The following is a 17,214-nucleotide window of genomic DNA, read 5'->3' on the forward strand; positions in this document are numbered from 1 at the left end:
GTGGGGTCGCCCCTTTCGTTGTGACCCCCGTGGGGGGGGGGCCGGGCGCGGTCCGCGCCGGCCACCCCGACGATCGCGCCCTCGACGGTGATGGCGTGGTTGAAGAAGGTTCCGTTCTCCCAGCCCTCCGCCGTCGCGGTGAGAAAGCCGGCCGCCGTGGACGCGTCGTAGTCGTCGGTCGCCCAGGACATCCACGGCTTCAGGTGTGCGAGCGACTCCCTGATGACTTGCAGCAACTCCGCCGCATCGGTGTCACTCAGCTTGCGCAGCCTCATACTTCACCTTGTACCGCAGATGCGTGACCGAAGCGCTCTCGATCACCGAGAGCGGTCCCTCCAGCTCGTAGCCCTTGCCGGGCGCGAAGAACGGCGTGCCGCCGCCGAGGATCACCGGCACCAGGTCGAGGAAGATCTCGTCCACCAGTCGAGCGTCGATGGCCTGCCGGGCGATCTCGCCGGAGTTCAGGCCGACGCCCTTGTCGCCCGCGTGCTTCTGGGCCACCGCAACGGCTTCCTCGATGCTGCCGTTGATGAACGTGAAGTGCTCGTTGTTCTCCAGCGGGCGGTGGGTGAGCACGACGGTGTGCACGCCCATCGGGTGCTGGCCGCCCCAGCCGTTGGTGAAGTCGTAGAGCCTGCGCCCCACGACCAGTGCGCCGGTCGTCTGGATCAGGCCGCCGAAGTAGGCGGCGCTGGCCGGGGTCAGGTGGACGGTCATGGCGCCCGTCGGCACCGTGAACGCCACGTCGCCCGCCTCGTACCAGGCGAACAGCTTGTCGAAGCCGGAGAAGTCCGGACCCGAGACGTAGCCGTCGATCGAGGTGCTGGCGCCCGTGTAGACCTTGCCCATTTCGTGTGCCTCCCTGTGTGTGTCCGTCACCTACAGGTCGAACAGCCGACCGGGAATTCGACGGGCCCCGGAAGTCACATACCGGTCCGCATACTCGTCTGCTCCTGTTCGCTGGCCCGCGCGCTGCCTCGTTACGCGAGGGAAACGTAACGGCGTTTCAGGACACCTCGATCGGGTGAATCGTCTGGCCGGTGCCGCCACAAACGCCAAATCCGCAGCTCAGGCTACTCGGAACAGCGGCGAGCCTGTGGAAGTTGTCCACAGGCTCGCCACCAGCTCAGACCCAGCGCACGTGCGTGCCGTCGCGCACGGTGCCCACGTACTCCTCCAGCAGGTCCTCCAACGCCACGACACCCAGCACGGTGCCGTCAGCGGACACCGCGCGCGCGAGGTGGGACTGCGCTCGACGCAGCGCGGCCAAGGCCTCGTCCAGACGGGCGTCCGCAGGCACCTCGGGCAGGCCGCGGACCCGAGTGCGCGGGATCGGGGTCGCCGCGCCCTCCAGGTCCAGCACGTCCTTGACGTGCAGGTACCCGATCAGGCCGGCGTCCGACAGCACCGGGAAGCGGGAGAAACCGGTCGCGGCGACGGCGGCCTCGATCTCGCCGACGGTCGGCGAGGCGGAGACGGTCGTCAGGCGGTCCAGCGGCACCAGGACGTCGGCCACCGTGCGTTCGGCGGACGACAGGGTCTGGGCCAGCCGGCGGTGTTCGGAGTCCTCCAGCAGGCCTTCGGAGCGCGACTGGCCGATCAGCAGGGCCAGTTCGTCCGGCGTGTAGGCGGACTCCAGCTCGTCGACGGGCTCCACGCCGAAGCGGCGCAGCACCCACCGGCCCACCGCGGTGAACAGGGCCAGGGCCGGGGCGATCATCCGCGAGAACGCGTAGTGCACCGGGACCAGCCACACGGCGGCGCGCTCCGGGCCGGCGATGGCGAGGTTCTTCGGCACCATCTCGCCGAGGATCGTGTGCAGCGCGACGACGATGACCAGCGCCACCGCGAACGCCACGCCGTGCACCACGGCCAGAGGCAGGCCAACGGCGCTGAGGGGCCCCTCCAGCACCGAAGCCAACGCGGGCTCGGCGATCGCACCCAGGCCCAACGAGCACAAGGTGATGCCCAGCTGTGCGCCCGCGATCAGCAACGGCAGCTGCTGCGACGCCTTGATCGCGGTACGGGCCCGCGCGGAGCCCTTGTCCGCCAACGCTTCCAACCGGTCGCGGCGCGCGGTGATCACCGCGAACTCGGCGCCGACGAAGAAGGCGTTGCCCGCCAACAACAACACGACTATCAAGAAGTTCACGACGACACCACCCGCAGCTCGGCCACGCGGTGCTTGTCCATCCTCATGACGGTGACCCTCCAGCCGTCGACGCGGATCTCGTCGCCGACGTCGGGGATCCGGCCCAGCCTCGCCAGCACCAGACCGGCCAGCGTCTCGTAGTCACCGGACGGCATGAGGAACCCGGTCGCCTCGGCCACCTCGTCGTCACGCAGCAGCCCGGACACGAGCCAGCTGTCCTTGCCCAGCGAACGCACCGGCGGCGCCTCGCCCCGGTCGTGCTCGTCGCGCACGTCGCCGACGATCTCCTCGACGACGTCCTCCAGCGTCACCAGGCCTGCGGTGCCGCCGTACTCGTCGACGACCAGCGACGCCTGCAGGCCCGAAGCGCGCAGCCGGTCCAGCAGGGCGTCGCCCTCCAACGTCTCCGGCACTGAGTAGACCGGACGCGTCAGAGCAGACAGAGGAGTGGACACGCGCAGAGAAGACGGCACGGCGAATGCCTGCTTCACGTGCACCATCCCGCGCACCTCGTCCAACGATCCGTCGTGCACCGGAAATCGCGAGAACCCGGTCTCGCGGGCCTTCAGCACGAGGTCCGCGACCGTCGCGTCGGCCCGCAGCGCCTCGACCCGCACGCGCGGCGTCATCAGCTCGCCCGCGGTCCGGTCACCGAACCGCAGCGACCGGTCCAGCAGCACCGCGGTGCCCTGGTCCAGCGTGCCGTGCTCGGCGGAGGTCCGGACCAGCGCGCCGAGCTCCTCGGGCGACCGCGCGGACGCCAGCTCCTCGACCGGCTCCACGCCGAACCGGCGGACCAGCCAGTTCGCGGAGTTGTTCATCGCGTTGATCAGCCACCGGAACACGGTGGAGAACGCCGCCTGGATGCCGACCACCAGCCGCGCGGTCTCCAGGGGCTTCGCGATCGCCAGGTTCTTGGGCACCAGCTCGCCGAACACCATCGACAACGCCGTGGCGATCGCCAGCGCCAGGGCCAGCGACAACCAGTCGGCCACCGACAGCGGCACGCCCAGCGACGTCAGGCCCGGCTCGATCAACGACGCGATCGCGGGTTCCGCGATGTAACCGGTGATCAGCGTGGTCAGCGTGATGGCGAGCTGTGCGCCGGAGAGCTGGAACGAGAGAGTGCGATGCGCACGGTCGATGGTGCGCGCCTTCGCATCGCCGACCTCGGCGACATGACGCTCGACGGTGCTTCGTTCCAGCGCGGTCAGCGAGAACTCCGCCGCCACCGCGATGAAGGTGCCCGCGGTCAGCGCCAGGACGGCGACCAGACCGAGCACGCTCAGAAGGATTCCGGTCACCTAGGCGCTCCACAGCGACAAGAGACCGGGTTGGTATGCCAGCCAGGGCCAGACCCCATGGGGACGGCTCAACTCCTCATGACTAAGTACGTGAACAGCCAGACGAGTCTAATTGTGAGCAGTCGACGCCCTGAGCACCACCTCGCCCGCCACGCGGACGGTGCGGACCTCGTCACCACCCGCGTCCAGCACCAGACCTGCGGCGATCTCGCCCATCTCCTCCAGTGGCAACCGCACGGTCGACAACGCCGGAACCGTGTCGCGCAGCGTCGGGATGTCGTCGAAACCGGCGATCGACATGTCCTCCGGCACCCGCACGCCACGCTCGCGCAGGGCGGCCATCGCGCCCATCGCCATCACGTCGGTCACGGCGAACACGCAGGTAGCGCGCGTTTTCGACGCCAGCAGCTCCATCGCCGCCGCATACCCGCCGTCACGCGTGAACGCGCCGTTGACGACCGCGGGCGGTGCGATGCCGGCGTCCGCGAGCCCCGCCTTGAACCCCGCGAGGCGGTCGCGCGCCACCACGAGTTCGGAAGGTCCACCCAACACAGCGAACTTCTTGTGTCCGAGCTCGGTCAACGCACGGGCGAGCGCGCGCCCACCCGCGCGATTGCCCGGAACGACCGTGTCGGTGCCGAGCTTCGCCTGCGACACGCACGCGACACGCCCACCTTGCTCGGTGAACGCGTCGATCTCCGCGGCCAGCCGGGACTGCGACGCACGGTCGGTCGTCCGCGAACCTGCCAGCACGACCGCACGGGCCCGATGCGCACGCAGAGTAGAAAGCAGCTCCACCTCACGCTCGGGACGGCGACCGGTCGTGCCGAGCACGACGACGAGCCCCGCCTCCTCGGCCACCCGCGTCACGCCCGCCGCGATGCACGAGAAGTACGGGTCGGTGATGTCGTGCACCACCAGCCCGACCAACGAGCTCGAGTTGCGGGCCAGCGCCTGCGCCGAGGCGTTCGGCACGTAGCCGAGCCTCTCGGCGGTGCGCAGGACGCGGTCGCTCAGCTCCTCGCTCACCTGGCGCGTGCTGCCGTTGAGCACGCGAGAAGCGGTCGCCAACGACACACCCGCCTGCTTCGCCACCTCGGCGAGCGTCACCTGTCGGGCGGACACGACCACCTCCGTCAAACGTGCATGTGAGCGCTGAGACTAACTCGCGCGGAGGTTGACGGCCGTCAAGTGCCGCGATTAGCGTGGCGGGAAAGCGCTTTCCAGCGCTCCTACCAGGGAGGTGCGATGGCGGTTCGGACCATCGGGGTCGCGGTCAACGGCGTCACCGGGCGGATGGGATATCGCCAGCACTTGGTCCGGTCCCTACTCCCGTTGCGCGACGAGGGCGTGCGGTTGCAGGACGGGACCGTGCTGAAGGTGGAACCGGTCCTCGTGGGCCGCAACGCCGACAAGCTCAAGGAGATCGCCGAGCGCCACGATCTCGCGCGTTGGACCACGGACCTCGACGCGGCGCTCGCGGACCCGTCGGTGGAGATCTACTTCGACTCGCAGGTGACGTCGAAGCACGTCGAATCGATCACCAAGGCGATCGACGCCGGCAAGCACATCTACACCGAGAAGCCGGTCAGCGAGACGGTCGAGGAGGCGCTGCAGCTCGCGCGCCTGGCCGACGCGAAGGGCGTGAAGCACGGTGTGGTGGCGGACAAGCTCTACCTGCCGGGCATCCGCAAGCTGAAGCGGCTGATCGACGGCGGCTTCTTCGGCCGGATCCTGAGCGTGCGCGGCGAGTTCGGCTACTGGGTGTTCGAGGGCGACTGGCAGCCCGCGCAGCGCCCGAGCTGGAACTACCGCGCGGAGGACGGCGGCGGCATCGTCTCGGACATGTTCTGCCACTGGAGCTACCTGCTCCACGACCTGTTCGGCCGGGTCGAGGCGGTGACGGCGCGCGCCGTGACGCACATCCCGACGCGCTGGGACGAGCAGGGCACCGAGTACGCCGCGACCGCCGACGACGCCGCTTACGGGATTTTCGAGATCGAGAACGGCGTGATCGCCCAGATCAACTCGTCCTGGTGCGTGCGGGTGCGCCGCGACGAGCTCGTCGAGTTCCAAGTGGACGGCACCGAGGGGAGTGCGGTCGCGGGGCTGCGGGAGTGCTTCGTGCAGTCCCGCGCCGTCACGCCGAAGCCGGTCTGGAACCCGGACCTGCCGGTCACGCACCCGTTCCGCGAGCAGTGGCAGCCGGTGCCGGACAACGAGGACTTCGACAACGGCTTCAAGGTGCAGTGGGCGGAGTTCCTGCGGCACGTCTACCAGGGCACGCCGTTCCCGCACGACTTCCGCGCCGGGGCTCGGGGTGTCGCGCTGGCGGCCGCTGGTCTGCAGTCCTCTTCGGAGGGTCGGCGGGTGGAGATCGAAGATGTCTAGCCAAGATCAATACAACCGGATCGTGTTCGCCGCGGCACACGTTGTGGCGAAGGATGAGCGCACGGTGGACTGGGACGCGACTCTGGCGTTCCGGCACCACCTCTGGTCGCACGGCCTGGGCGTCGCGGAGGCGATGGACACGGCACAGCGCGGCATGGGCCTGGACTGGCCGACCGCGGCCGAGCTGATCCGCCGCAGCGCCGCGGAGAAGGCCGGGCGGATCTGCGCGGGCGTCGCGACTGATCACCTCACGGGTGAGGTCGACCTCGATGACGTGCTGAACGCGTACTTGGAGCAGCTCGACATCGTGCAGGAGGCGGGTGCACAGCCCGTGCTGATGTGTTCACGTCAGCTCGCGGCGTGCGCGCGCGGACCCGAGGATTACGAGAAGGTCTACGGGACCTTGCTCGACCGTGTGAGCGAACCGGTGGTCCTGCACTGGCTCGGCACGGCGTTCGACCCGGCGCTGGAGGGGTACTGGGGCTCGACCGAGGTCGCCCAGGCCACGGACAACTTCCTGGCGATCATCGCCGCGCGTCCGGACAAGGTCGACGGCGTGAAGGTGTCGTTGCTCGACGCCGACCACGAGATCGGGCTGCGCCGCCGGCTGCCGGCCGGGGTGCGCTGCTACACCGGTGACGACTTCAACTACCCGGACCTGATCGCGGGCGATTCCCAGGGATACAGCGACGCGTTGCTGGGAATTTTCGATCCGATCGCACCGGTGGCTTCCAAGGCGTTGCAGAAGCTCGCACTTGGTGACACCGATGAGTTCCATCGGATCATGGCGCCCACGGTTCCGTTGTCGCGCCACCTGTTCAGCGCACCGACCTACTACTACAAGACCGGTGTGGTGTTCCTGGCGTGGCTCGCCGGGCATCAGGAACGATTCCTGCTGCTCGACGGCCTGGAAACCGCCCGCAGCGTCGAACATTTGGCCGAGGCCAAGCGACTGGCGGAGATCGCCGGTGTGATCGACCCGGACTTCGCGGAACGGAGGTGGCAGCAGTGGCTCGCCTCTCGCTGAACCAGGCCACGATCAAACGCGCGACCGTCGTCGAAGCCGTCGAGGGATGTGCCCGGCACGGCATCGAGTCGATCGGTCTGTGGCGCGAACCGGTCGCCGATCACGGCTTGGAACGCACCGCGAAACTCGTCGCGGACGCCGGACTGCGCGTGTCGTCGTTGTGCCGCGGAGGGTTCCTCACGGCCGTGGACAACCGTGCTGCGTTGGACGACAACCGCCGTGCGATCGAAGAAGCAGCGGCGTTGCGCACGGACACGTTGGTCATGGTCGTCGGCGGCGTGGCGGCTGACAAAGACCTGGTCGGAGCACGTCAGCGCGTCGCGGACGCCATCGCCGAGCTGTCGGTGTTCGCCGGGGAAGCGGGCGTGACACTGGCTCTCGAACCGATGCATCCGGTGTTCTGCGCGGACCGCGGCGTGCTGTCGACGTTGGCGCAGGCGGTGGACCTCGCGGAGAAGCACGAGTCGGTCGGTGTCGTCGTCGACGCGCTGCACGTCTGGTGGGACCCCGACCTCGATGCGCAGATCGTGCGCGCGGGGGAGCACATCGCGTCGTACCAGGTGTGCGACTGGCTCACGCCGGTGCCGGCGGACGTGTTGCTGGGACGCGGTTATCCGGGCGATGGAAACATCGATCTCGACCGGCTGACCAGGCACGTTGCCGCGACCGGATATTCTGGAGATGTCGAAGTGGAGATCTTCAACGCCGACATCTGGGCGGCGGACTTCGACGAGGTGATCGGGGAGGTTTCACGCAGGTACCACTCCATTGTGGAACCGGCGCTTTAGATAACGCGGGGAAGCCGGTCGTCGACGGCGGCGACGACCGACCCCGGCGTTGGTATGTATATATCCGAAAACTGGACCTCTTTGGTCCAGTTTTCAGAGAAATCTCAGGTATCAGCCGCCGTTGACGAACCTGTAAACCTTTGCACGATGTTTCGGCTTCGTCGTCGTGATCTTGATGACGGCGTCGAACATCGACCGGCCGAGCTCGGCGCGAGCCGCGACAGCCGGGTGCGTGGTGCTGAAGTCGGCGTCGTTCGTCGCCTTGTCGCCGTCGAACTGACCCGACGCGAACATCGAGTAGATCAAGATCGCGCGGTTGTCCTCGCTGAACATGATCCCGGCCTCGTTGCGGCCGTCCTCGAACCAGCCGGCCTTCGTGGCGACCCGCAGCCGCTCGTTGGTCGTCAGGTTGAGCCGCACGCCGTCGGTGAAGCTGGCCGTCGCGCGCAGGATGTTCAGCAGGTACGCGGTGGACGCGGGCGTGAGCAGCTGGCCGTCGACCAGCTTCTGCAGCAGCGTGTGCGTCTCACGCGCGGTCGTGGTGCCGAGGAAGAACCGGTTCGGGTTCGCGACCGGGACGACCTGCGTGTGCACGAAGCCCTTGTCGCGGAGGATCTGGTTGATCTCCAGCGCCGGCGCGACCAGGCCGCACAGGCGGACCGCGGTGTTGTCCGAGACGGTGAGCAGGTTCGCCAGCGCGTGGCCGACGGTGATCTCGCTCGGGTACGCGCCGTCGAGCGCGAAGATGCCGTCGGTGTCCTGGATGACGATCGCGGCCGACACGGTGACCGTCTGGTCGAGCTTGATCAGCCCGCGGTCCACCTTGTCCAGCACGGCGACCGCCACGGCCACCTTGTTGACGCTGTAGGCCTCGACGACCTTGTCCGCGTTCTCGTCGACGGCGGACTTCGTGGTGCCGTCGAGGTCGGCGACGGTGATCAGCGACGACCAGCTGCCGCGCGCCTTGCGGGTCTGCCTGCGGTAAACCTGTGCCACGCGCTTGCGCGACCTCTCGGCGGAGGCCGGATAGCGTTCGATCTCGGCCTCCGCGTCTTCCTGCGCCTGTGCTGCACCGGTGGAGCCGAGCACGGCCGTCGCGGCCGCGACGGTTCCCAGTCCGAACACGGACCTGCGGTTCAAAGTCATACGGCACATCAAAACAGGCGGCACTGACACTTCCCTGACTAGGGTTCCGATCATGGAAAACGTCTTCCTGGTGACCGGCGCCTCCCGCGGAATCGGCGCGGCGACCGCCGCGCTGGCCGCCGACGCGGGGTATCGCGTGGTCAGGGCCTCGCGCTCGGCCGAAGAATCTGTCGGTGACCGCGGCTGGGACGCGAAATGTGACGTTTCCTCGTTTGATTCCGTGCAGGAACTCATGTCCCGTGTGGAGTCTCGTTGGGGACGAATCGACGTGGTGTTCGCGAACGCAGGAGTCTCCGTCGACACGTCGTTCGTCTCTTCGGCCGGTGCCAAGCCTTCCGAATGGACGGACATGGTGGTGACGAACGTCTGCGGCCCGGCCTTCACCGCGCGCGCCGCGATGCCCGCGTTGATCCGTTCCGGCGGTCACCTGGTGGTGACCGGGTCCGCCGCGGGGCGCGGGGTGCGGCCCGGCAACTTGTATTCGGCGACGAAGTGGGCGGTCACCGGGCTGGCGCAGGCGATCCGGGCCGAAGCGGTGGGGACCGGCGTCCGGGTCACGGTCGTCCAACCTGGACTCGTCGACACGGACGCCATCCCCGCTTCCAGGGTCGGCGATCCCAAACTCGCGCCGGAGGACGTCGGCAGGGCGGTGCTCTACGCGGTTTCGCAACCGTCCACCGTGGACGTCAACGAGATCCTGATCCGGCCCACCGGACAGGCCGCCCACCGCTGAACGTCAGGTGCTGACCTTCGCCGGCACGATGTTGTGCCACAGGTTGAACAGGTTGCCGGGCGGATCGTCCAGCATGGACTGCAGGTCGGCGTAGGGGATGTCGGTCAGCACCCCGTTCAGTAAGAACTTCCCAACACCTCGGAACACCTCTGCAGGAGCGCGCGAAGCTGCGTGCGCTCCTCCTCTGTGAACGCATCGGCCAGCTTCTGCTCCACGGCGACCGCGCCCTTGTCGGCCTTCTTGAACGTCGCGTAGCCCGCCTCGGTCAACCGGTTCTCCAGGACGTTGCGCTGCCACTGGTGCGGTGTGCGCTCCACGAGCCCCATGGCGACTAGGTTCTGCAGGATCGTCGTCATCGTCTGTGGCGTGACCAGGCACAACCGCGCGAGTTCGGCAGCAGGCGCGCCGGGGTGGTCGCTCAACGCCAGCAGCGCCGAGTACTGCGGCACAGTCAGTCCCGCCGGCCGCACCGCCGCCGCCTTCGCGGTCATCAGCTCCAGCTCGGCGCGCTTGATGTCTCCGCCGATCCGATCACCGCTCCGCATCCACCCATCGTAGAAGTGTGGTAAGAGTATTGATAGTTATCAGAACCCTGATATCTATCAGTGCTCTTACTGGAGGGAAGCAATGCGCGTCGCGCTTGCCGTCTTGGCGGCGTTGTTGCTGGTCACGGGCACGGCATCGGCCGCGCCGAGGTCCGTCGTGGCGTCGGCACCGTCGCTGCACCCCGAGGGCGTGCGGTGGGATCCGTCGCGTGGCCAGTTCCTGGTCAGCTCGCTGCGCCACGGCACGGTGTCGCTGGTCGGCGTGGACGGCCGGGTCCGGCCGCTGGTCAGCGGAACCCGGATGGTGTCGACGTTCGGGGTCCAGGTGGACCGCGGTCGGCTGTTGGTCGCCTACGGGGACATCGGTTTCGGGGAACGGTCATCGCCTGGGCAGTCCGGGCTGGGGATCTTCGACCTGCGGACCGGTCGTCCGTTGAAGTTCGTCGACATCCCCAACGGCGCCAACGACGTGGCGGTCGACCCGTTCGGCAACGCCTACGTCACCGGCACGTTGGGCGACACGATCTGGAGGGTCGATCGGGCGGGCATCGTCACGGCGTTCGCGCACGACTCACGGCTGGGCGGGGCGTCGTTCGGGAACAACGGAATCGTCTGGGACCCGAGGGGATTCCTCATCACCGGGCACTACACGAACGGCACGTTGTTCAAGGTCACGCGGGGACACGTCGAGGAACTGCCCGCGCCGAAGCTGCCGGGGGCGGACGGGCTCACGTTGACGCCTGCTGGGCTGGTGGTTGTCACGAACAGCCTTAGTGCGCCTGGGAAGAACGCTGTGACCGTTTTGGACACACGGACGTGGCAGGTGAAGTCCCAGCGTGACTGGGGGACGGCACCTACTACGGCGGCTCGCACGCCTTATGGGACGTACGTGTTGAGTGGGCGCCTTGATGTGTTGATCAAGGGGGAGACGACCGACGTGTTCAGCCTCGACCGGTGAGCAGCACCGTGCGCCGCTTCTGGTCGATCTCGGCGACGACCACGGTGATCTCGTCGCCTGGCTGAGCGAGGTCGGGTACGGGCACCAAGCCCTCGACTCCGTCCGCGATCTCGACGAAGACGCCGAACGGGACGAGCATCGTCACCCGGCCGCGAAGTTCCTGTCCGACGGTGACGACATCGGAGAAGGTCCGCAGGGGGTCCGGCTGCGTTGCTTTCAACGACAGCCGGGCTTCCATGTTCCACGTGTCGTACTGGAGGAACTCGGCGGTGACGCGTTGCCCGAGCTGGACCGCGTCCGACGTGCTGGAGATGCGGCGCCACGAAAGTTCGGCGGGCGAGACGAACCCGACGCCGGCGAACAGCGGATGGTCAGGACCGTCGTCGAGTTTCACGAACACGCCGAACCGCTCGATCGCCGCGACCGTGCCGGACATCAGCCGGCCCAGCTCCAGCGACGACAGGAACGCGTCGAGCTCCGGGTGCTCGTCCGGGCTCACGCGCCACCGATGAACTCGAGGAGCAGCCGGTTGATCTCGTCCGGCCGCTCCAGGTACCCGATGTGCCCGCAGTCGGCGACCTCGACGTACCGGGCGCCCGGGATCGCGTTCGCCACCTCGCGGGACAGGCGGGGTGGCAGGACGAGGTCGTCCGCGAACCCGATCACCAGCGAGCGCGTGCTGATGGCGCGGTAGGCGTCCAGGCGGGATTCGTAGTCGCAGAGGCCCAGCTGGACGCGTTCGCCGGCTCCCACCGAGGAGCCGGCGAACTCGTACATCTGCAGCCAGTCGCGGGCGATCGTCGGGTCGGCCAGCGTCGCCGGCGAGACGTTGCGGGTCACGGCGGCGGCCGCGTAGAACGCCACCGGCAGTTCGGCGCCCTTGTCGTGCAGGTCGCAGAGGGCGTGCGACCAGGCTTGCTGCAGCGGTTCGGGGCGGCCGGCGGTCGCCATCATCACGGCCGAGCGGACCAGCTCCGGGTGCTTCAGCGCCAGTTCCTGGGTGATGCGGGCGCCGAGCGACGTGCCGATCACGTGGGCCGGGGCGCCCAGGTGCGAGATCAGCGCGGCGGTGTCGGCGACCATGTCGTCGATCGTGAAGCCGGTGGCGCACTCGGACGACGGCCTGATGCCGCGGTTGTCGAAGTAGGCGACTCGGTAGCCGGCCTTGACCAGCGCGGGCACCTGGTAGGTGCGCCACACGCGACCGGGACTGCCGGTGCCCATGACCAGCACCACGAGGTCGCCGGAGCCTTCGGTCTGGACGTTCAGCTCGATGCCGTTGAGCGGGACGATCGCCATTCCGATGATCCTAGAAGCGACACAAAGGCTTGATCGCGTCGGCGTGAGAGGGATAACGCGCGCACAGGTCGTCGGCGTGCCCGAATTCCACGATGTCGTCGGTGTACGGCGGCACCACCACCGTGCCGACCAACGACCAGTCACCGGCCGGCGCGCTGCCCTGCCACACGCCCGGAGGGACGACGACCTGCGGGTTGGACGCGCTCAAGAGAGGCTCCTGCACGGTGCCGTCCGGGAAGAGCAGCAGCATCTGCAACGGCGAACCGGCGTGGAAGTTGTAGATCTCCAGGTGCTTCAGCACGTGCATGCCGGAGAAGTCGGGCTTGCGCAGCAGGTACGCGATCGCGGAAACCTCGTCGGACCGGTGGGTCTGCGCGAAGTAGCCGCCCTCGACGGGGAGCTCCTGCATGCCCAGCGAGGAAATCAACTGCTCAGGTGTCACGTCATCTCCGGAAGCGGTGAACCGTGCACGACGACCATGCCCTTGCCGAGCCGTTTCGCCGTGTACATCGCGGCGTCGGCGGCACCGAGCACGTCGTCGGCAGTGACCGTGGGGTCGTGCGAGAACCGTTGTGCCACACCGATGCTGGCGTGCACATGGTGCACACGGCCGTGCACCACGTGCGGGTGCGCGAGAGAGGCCAGCAGCCGCGCGCCGATCTCGTCGGCGTCGCCACCGTCGATCAGCACGCCGAACTCGTCACCGCCCAACCGCGCGACCGTGTCTTCTGACCGGACGCTGTTCTCCAGCCGTGCGGCGACATTACGCAGAACGATGTCGCCCTCGGCGTGCCCGTAGTTGTCGTTGACTGCCTTGAACCCGTCCACGTCGATGAACAGCAGGATCAACGGCTGTGTGCGATCCCTGACGGCCAGCGCGCGCTCCAGCCGTTCGCGGAACAACGAGCGGTTCGCGACGCTGGTCAACGGGTCGTGCGTCGCCTCGTGCCGTAGCTGTTCGCGAGAGACACGCAGCTGATCCATCAAACGGACGTTGTCCATCATCGTGAACAGCTGACGCACGATCACGAGACACACGACGGCGAGACCGACGTAGATCTCGACCGGGTTGAGGCGCCCGCCGGTCGCGGTGTTCCACATGATGAACAGGCCGGTGATCGCGAGCGGCAGGTACGGCACGAACAGGTGCAGCAGGTCGGCCATGCGCATGCGGCCGGACGTCGGTTCGAGGTTGCGGGTCGGGGCCAGCGCGCCGAGGAAGAACAGCGCCGGGCACAGCATGAAGCCGATGTCCGCGGTCGCCGGGATCTCCGTGATGCCCTTCGAGATGTAGAACGCGAACACCCAGCCCGACGACGACTGCGCGATACCGGCCAGTGCCACGAACAACATCGGCCACTGACGCACGGAGTGATGCGTCCACGACAGCACAACGATCGCCACGAGCAGCACGAGGTATGCAGCGGGATGTGCGACAACGGTGGCGAAACCGGGTCCTTCGGTCGCCCACGCGCGTGTGAGCGATTCCAGTGCGGACACCCATGTCAGCACGAAGAGCGACCCGATCACGATCAGCCCGTCGAGCACCACGACCGTGCGGCTGCGGTAGTTCGGCAACAGGTCGTCGGCGCGGCGTTGTTGTGCCTTCACGATCAACGCGGCCAGGCACAGGATCGGCACGAGCGTGAAGCCGAGGGGCGCGATGGTCGACGTCGGCAGTTGCACACCGAGGATCTGCTGGCCCCAGATCCACGCGGACAGCCCGACCGTCAGGCTCGTCATCGCCGCCGTCATCCACTTGTTGCGGCGGCGCGCGTACGCGATGAGGGCGGCGATCGCGAACACGAGTTGCACGACTTTGTCGATCGCGACGCCGATCTCACGCGGCGCGGCGAGGGCGGTGAGGATGGTGATCGCCATGAGGGTGCCGACGCACCCCACCACGAGCCAGAACCTCTTCACCGTCACTCCCGTGATCGAAACCCGACCACCGTAGTAACGCCGACCTGGACTTGTCGAACCGTGTCGGTGCTCCGCGACTTCAGGCGCACCGGATATGGTTCGAACTGTTGTTCGTTCGGCGATCCGGGGAGCTGTTGTGCGGGTGTTCGGGGTCGACCCCGGTCTGACCAGGTGCGGCTTCGGCGTGGTCGACGGTGGGCCTGGGCGCGTGGTGCGCGCCGTGGCGGTCGATGTCCTGCGCACGCCCGTGGACGCTCCACTGTCCGTGCGACTTCACGAGCTGTACATCGGTGTCTGCGAGTGGCTCGACCGTTATGAACCTCAGGTCGTGGCGATCGAACGGGTCTTCGCGCAACACAACGTCCGCACCGCGATGGGGGTCGCGCAGGCGTCCGGGGTCGTGGCTTTGGCCGCGGCGCAACGGAACCTGCCGGTCGAGTTCCACACGCCGTCCGAGGTCAAGGCCGCGGTCACGGGGTCGGGGCGCGCGGACAAGGCGCAGGTGACGGCGATGGTCACGAAGCTGCTCGGGTTGAAGGTGGCACCCAAGCCGGCGGACGCGGCGGACGCGCTGGCGCTGGCGATCTGTCACCACTGGCGCGCGCCGATGCGGTCGCGGCTGGAAGAGGCCCAGGCCCGCGCCGCCGAACTCGCCCGCGTGCACAAGGCCAAGCTGGCCGAGGCGGCGCGGCGGACCGCGCCGTGACGAGCGCGGTAGCTTCAGCGGCCACCGAAATTGTCAGGGTCGGCTGGAAGAATGAAATCAAGGGGTCCCCTTCGCGAGGGGACGCCTGCGTGAGCGTGAAGTCCGGAGGAACCAGGTGATCTCGTCACTGCGCGGCCAGGTGCAGCATGTCGGCCTCGACCACGCCGTCGTCGAGGTGGGCGGGGTCGGGTTCGCCGTCCAGATGACCCCCACCACGCTCGCCACCCTCCGCCGCGGCGAGGAGGCCAGCCTCGCCACCACTCTCATCGTCCGCGAGGACAGCCTCACGCTGTTCGGGTTCGCCGACGCCGAGGCCCGCGAGCTGTTCGGGCTCCTGCAGACCGTCAGCGGCATCGGCCCGCGCATCGCCCTGGCCACCCTGGCCGTGCTGGAGCCGGACAAGCTGCGGCACGCGCTCGCCGAAGGCAACATCACCGTGCTCACGCAGGTGCCGGGCATCGGCAAGAAGGGCGCGGAACGCCTCATCATCGAGCTCCGCGACAAGGTCGGCGCCCTGCCGACGCCCACCACGCCCGCGCACAGCCAGACGCGCGACCACGTCGTCGAGGCATTGCTCGGTCTCGGCTTCCCGGCCAAGGCGGCGGAGCAGACCGTCGACGGTGTGCTCGCCGACAACCCCGACCAGTCCACGTCCGCCGTCCTGCGCCGGGCCCTCGCGTCCCTGGGGCGCAAGTGACCGAGGACGAGCTCAGCCCGTACGTCGCGCCGGCCGAACGCGATGTCGAAACCTCGCTCCGGCCCGCTGACCTGCACGAGTTCGTCGGCCAGCAGCGCGTGCGCGAGCAACTCGAACTCGTGCTGCACGGCGCCATGCGACGAGGGACGGCGCCAGACCACGTGCTGCTCAGCGGCCCTCCCGGCCTGGGCAAGACGTCGCTGGCCATGATCATCGCGAAGGAGCTCAACTCCGCCATCCGCATCACCAGCGGCCCGGCCCTGGAGCGCGCGGGCGACCTCGCCGCGATGCTGTCCAACCTGGTCGAGGGCGACGTGCTGTTCATCGACGAGATCCACCGCATGGCCCGGCCGGCGGAGGAGATGCTGTACCTCGCGATGGAGGACTTCCGCGTCGACGTCGTGGTCGGCAAGGGGCCGGGAGCGACCAGCATCCCGCTCGACATCGCGCCGTTCACGCTGGTGGGAGCCACGACGAGGTCGGGCGCGCTGACCGGGCCGCTGCGCGACCGGTTCGGCTTCACCGGCCACATGGAGTTCTACAGCGCCGACGAGCTCGACCTCATCGTGAAGCGCAGCGCCAAGATCCTCGGCGTCGACCTCGACGACGAAGGCGCGATCGAGATCGCCGGCCGGAGCAGGGGCACGCCCCGGATCGCGAACCGGCTGCTGCGGCGCGTCCGCGACTTCGCCGAGGTCAGGGCCGACGGCAGGGTCACGGAAGACATCGCCAAGCAGGCCCTCGAGGTCTACGACGTCGATCAGCTCGGCCTCGACCGGCTCGACCGGGCGGTCCTGCAGGCGCTGGTCAAGAGCTTCAACGGGGGACCGGTCGGGGTGTCCACGCTCGCCGTCGCCGTCGGCGAGGAGCCGACCACGGTGGAAGAGGTGTGTGAACCGTATTTGGTGCGAGCTGGCATGCTGGCCCGGACACCGCGCGGCCGGGTGGCGACACCTGCGGCGTGGTACCACCTGGGTCTGGAACCGCCCGCCGGTGATCAACTGTGGTGACCTGGCACAATCGGTGAAAGCACCTGGACATATCGGACGTGCGTCGAGCCGCGTCCACTTGATCGGAGAATGATGGGCAGCCTTGGCAATTTGATGTTCCCGTTGCTGCTGGTTCTGCTGGCGGTGCCGCTGTTCCTCAGCGCGCGCAAGCAGAAGCGCGCGATGGCCGAGCAGCAGTCTCTGCAGAACTCGCTCGAGCCCGGTGACAAGGTGATGACCACTTCTGGTCTGTACGGCACCGTTGCCGACGCGAGCCACGACACCACCATCGACATCGAGATCTCGGAGGGTGTCGTCACGCGCTGGCTGCGCGCCGCCATCCGGGAGAAGGTCGCCGACACCGACGAGGCCGTCGTCGAGGAGAAGGCGGACGAGGCCGAGGCCGAGGCGACCACCGCACAGGTCGCTGAGCCCCTGGACCACAACGCCAAGAAGTAACCGCCAAAAAATCGGATACTGCGGCTCGCACTCCTGGAGTTGGCAACTGTGAACCCCGCCAACTCCAGGTAGTGACGCGCAGCTCACGCGGCGCGCG

Annotated in this window: 19 protein-coding genes and 1 pseudogene; 9 read left to right on the forward strand and 11 right to left on the reverse strand. The window is 68.2% G+C overall.

The features are described from left to right. From G7043_RS47780 to G7043_RS33955, 5 genes and pseudogenes are all read right to left on the reverse strand, one after another. Positions 1-275 (reverse strand): annotated as a pseudogene (locus G7043_RS47780) (hypothetical protein); the annotation flags it as partial. After that, positions 253-849: a dihydrofolate reductase family protein gene (locus G7043_RS33940; RefSeq protein ID WP_166052736.1), complete on the reverse strand. Its 597-nt coding sequence runs from the start codon at positions 847-849 to the stop codon at positions 253-255. The pseudogene G7043_RS47780 and the gene G7043_RS33940, both read right to left, overlap by 23 nt. Before the next feature lie 277 nt (positions 850-1,126). Beyond that, positions 1,127-2,152, reverse strand: a complete 1,026-nt coding sequence (locus tag G7043_RS33945; protein WP_166052737.1) for a hemolysin family protein — start codon at positions 2,150-2,152, stop codon at positions 1,127-1,129. Then, positions 2,149-3,456: a hemolysin family protein gene (locus G7043_RS33950; protein ID WP_166052738.1), complete on the reverse strand. Its 1,308-nt coding sequence runs from the start codon at positions 3,454-3,456 to the stop codon at positions 2,149-2,151. Before G7043_RS33950 ends, G7043_RS33945 begins: the two co-directional genes overlap by 4 nt. A 108-nt stretch (positions 3,457-3,564) precedes the next feature. After that, positions 3,565-4,581, reverse strand: a complete 1,017-nt coding sequence (locus G7043_RS33955; protein WP_166052739.1) for a LacI family DNA-binding transcriptional regulator — start codon at positions 4,579-4,581, stop codon at positions 3,565-3,567. Positions 4,582-4,704: 123 nt separating this feature from the next. On the opposite strand from G7043_RS33955, the gene G7043_RS33960 reads away from it, so the two are divergent. The 3 genes from G7043_RS33960 to G7043_RS33970 are packed head-to-tail and all read left to right on the forward strand — an operon-like array spanning position 4,705 to position 7,662. Further along, a complete protein-coding gene (locus G7043_RS33960) occupies positions 4,705-5,847 on the forward strand; it encodes a Gfo/Idh/MocA family protein (RefSeq protein WP_166052740.1) in 1,143 nt (380 codons plus the stop codon). After that, complete coding sequence (locus G7043_RS33965; RefSeq protein WP_166052742.1) at positions 5,840-6,874, forward strand: dihydrodipicolinate synthase family protein; 1,035 nt, start codon at positions 5,840-5,842, stop codon at positions 6,872-6,874. Before G7043_RS33960 ends, G7043_RS33965 begins: the two co-directional genes overlap by 8 nt. Then, entirely contained in the window at positions 6,856-7,662 is an 807-nt protein-coding gene (locus G7043_RS33970; RefSeq protein ID WP_313888203.1) for a sugar phosphate isomerase/epimerase family protein, read from the forward strand. Before G7043_RS33965 ends, G7043_RS33970 begins: the two co-directional genes overlap by 19 nt. A gap of 111 nt (positions 7,663-7,773) precedes the next feature. Here G7043_RS33970 and G7043_RS33975 read toward each other — a convergent pair whose 3' ends face one another. Then, entirely contained in the window at positions 7,774-8,808 is a 1,035-nt protein-coding gene (locus G7043_RS33975; RefSeq protein WP_086667652.1) for a serine hydrolase, read from the reverse strand. 49 nt (positions 8,809-8,857) lie between these two features. Between G7043_RS33975 and G7043_RS33980 the strand changes: the two genes are divergently transcribed. After that, the gene (locus tag G7043_RS33980) at positions 8,858-9,541 is read left to right on the forward strand and encodes an SDR family oxidoreductase (RefSeq protein ID WP_166052921.1); all 684 of its coding nucleotides are present in this window, start codon (positions 8,858-8,860) and stop codon (positions 9,539-9,541) included. Positions 9,542-9,657: 116 nt separating this feature from the next. Here the strand turns inward: G7043_RS33980 and G7043_RS33985 are convergent, their stop codons facing one another. Beyond that, on the reverse strand, positions 9,658-10,086 hold the full coding sequence (locus G7043_RS33985) for a MarR family winged helix-turn-helix transcriptional regulator (RefSeq protein ID WP_166052744.1): 429 nt from the start codon (positions 10,084-10,086) through the stop codon (positions 9,658-9,660). An 82-nt stretch (positions 10,087-10,168) separates the two neighbouring features. On the opposite strand from G7043_RS33985, the gene G7043_RS33990 reads away from it, so the two are divergent. Further along, positions 10,169-11,044 carry a hypothetical protein gene (locus tag G7043_RS33990; RefSeq protein WP_166052745.1) on the forward strand — a complete coding sequence of 292 codons (876 nt, stop codon included), beginning with the start codon at positions 10,169-10,171 and terminating at the stop codon, positions 11,042-11,044. On the opposite strand, the gene G7043_RS33995 is transcribed toward G7043_RS33990, so the two are convergent. From G7043_RS33995 to G7043_RS34010, 4 genes are read right to left on the reverse strand one after another with little or no spacing between them, the layout of a single operon-like run. Next, positions 11,028-11,543 carry a S1 RNA-binding domain-containing protein gene (locus tag G7043_RS33995; protein ID WP_207312085.1) on the reverse strand — a complete coding sequence of 172 codons (516 nt, stop codon included), beginning with the start codon at positions 11,541-11,543 and terminating at the stop codon, positions 11,028-11,030. The genes G7043_RS33990 and G7043_RS33995 overlap by 17 nt on opposite strands. Further along, positions 11,540-12,343 (reverse strand): alpha/beta fold hydrolase, encoded by an 804-nt coding sequence (locus G7043_RS34000; protein ID WP_166052746.1) that lies wholly within the window; start codon positions 12,341-12,343, stop codon positions 11,540-11,542. Before G7043_RS34000 ends, G7043_RS33995 begins: the two co-directional genes overlap by 4 nt. Positions 12,344-12,353: 10 nt before the next feature. After that, entirely contained in the window at positions 12,354-12,785 is a 432-nt protein-coding gene (locus G7043_RS34005; RefSeq protein WP_166052747.1) for a cupin domain-containing protein, read from the reverse strand. Next, positions 12,782-14,266: a GGDEF domain-containing protein gene (locus G7043_RS34010; protein ID WP_313888204.1), complete on the reverse strand. Its 1,485-nt coding sequence runs from the start codon at positions 14,264-14,266 to the stop codon at positions 12,782-12,784. The genes G7043_RS34005 and G7043_RS34010 overlap by 4 nt, the downstream gene beginning before the upstream one ends. Before the next feature lie 136 nt (positions 14,267-14,402). Between G7043_RS34010 and ruvC the strand changes: the two genes are divergently transcribed. From ruvC to yajC, 4 genes are all read left to right on the forward strand, one after another. After that, a complete protein-coding gene (ruvC, locus tag G7043_RS34015) occupies positions 14,403-14,972 on the forward strand; it encodes a crossover junction endodeoxyribonuclease RuvC (protein ID WP_166052749.1) in 570 nt (189 codons plus the stop codon). 115 nt (positions 14,973-15,087) lie between these two features. Beyond that, complete coding sequence (gene ruvA / locus G7043_RS34020) at positions 15,088-15,669, forward strand: Holliday junction branch migration protein RuvA (protein ID WP_166052750.1); 582 nt, start codon at positions 15,088-15,090, stop codon at positions 15,667-15,669. Beyond that, on the forward strand, positions 15,666-16,679 hold the full coding sequence (ruvB, locus tag G7043_RS34025) for a Holliday junction branch migration DNA helicase RuvB (protein WP_166052751.1): 1,014 nt from the start codon (positions 15,666-15,668) through the stop codon (positions 16,677-16,679). The genes ruvA and ruvB overlap by 4 nt, the downstream gene beginning before the upstream one ends. A gap of 93 nt (positions 16,680-16,772) precedes the next feature. Next, positions 16,773-17,117, forward strand: coding sequence for a preprotein translocase subunit YajC (gene yajC, locus G7043_RS34030; protein ID WP_166052752.1), 345 nt, complete (start codon positions 16,773-16,775; stop codon positions 17,115-17,117). Positions 17,118-17,214 lie beyond the last annotated feature (97 nt).

The sequence above is a fragment of the Lentzea alba genome, assembly GCF_011067745.1.
Taxonomy (GTDB): Bacteria; Actinomycetota; Actinomycetes; order Mycobacteriales; family Pseudonocardiaceae; genus Lentzea; species Lentzea alba.

Bases quoted from the DNA above. Each gene is read 5' to 3' on its own strand.
- G7043_RS33940 (WP_166052736.1), bottom strand. From the start codon at position 849: ATGGGCAAGGTCTACACGGGCGCCAGCACCTCGATCGACGGCTACGTC.
- G7043_RS33960 (WP_166052740.1), top strand. From the start codon at position 4,705: ATGGCGGTTCGGACCATCGGGGTCGCGGTCAACGGCGTCACCGGGCGG.
- G7043_RS33965 (WP_166052742.1), top strand. From the start codon at position 5,840: ATGTCTAGCCAAGATCAATACAACCGGATCGTGTTCGCCGCGGCACAC.
- G7043_RS33975 (WP_086667652.1), bottom strand. From the start codon at position 8,808: ATGACTTTGAACCGCAGGTCCGTGTTCGGACTGGGAACCGTCGCGGCC.
- G7043_RS33985 (WP_166052744.1), bottom strand. From the start codon at position 10,086: ATGCGGAGCGGTGATCGGATCGGCGGAGACATCAAGCGCGCCGAGCTG.
- G7043_RS33990 (WP_166052745.1), top strand. From the start codon at position 10,169: ATGCGCGTCGCGCTTGCCGTCTTGGCGGCGTTGTTGCTGGTCACGGGC.
- G7043_RS34000 (WP_166052746.1), bottom strand. From the start codon at position 12,343: ATGGCGATCGTCCCGCTCAACGGCATCGAGCTGAACGTCCAGACCGAA.
- yajC (WP_166052752.1), top strand. From the start codon at position 16,773: ATGTTCCCGTTGCTGCTGGTTCTGCTGGCGGTGCCGCTGTTCCTCAGC.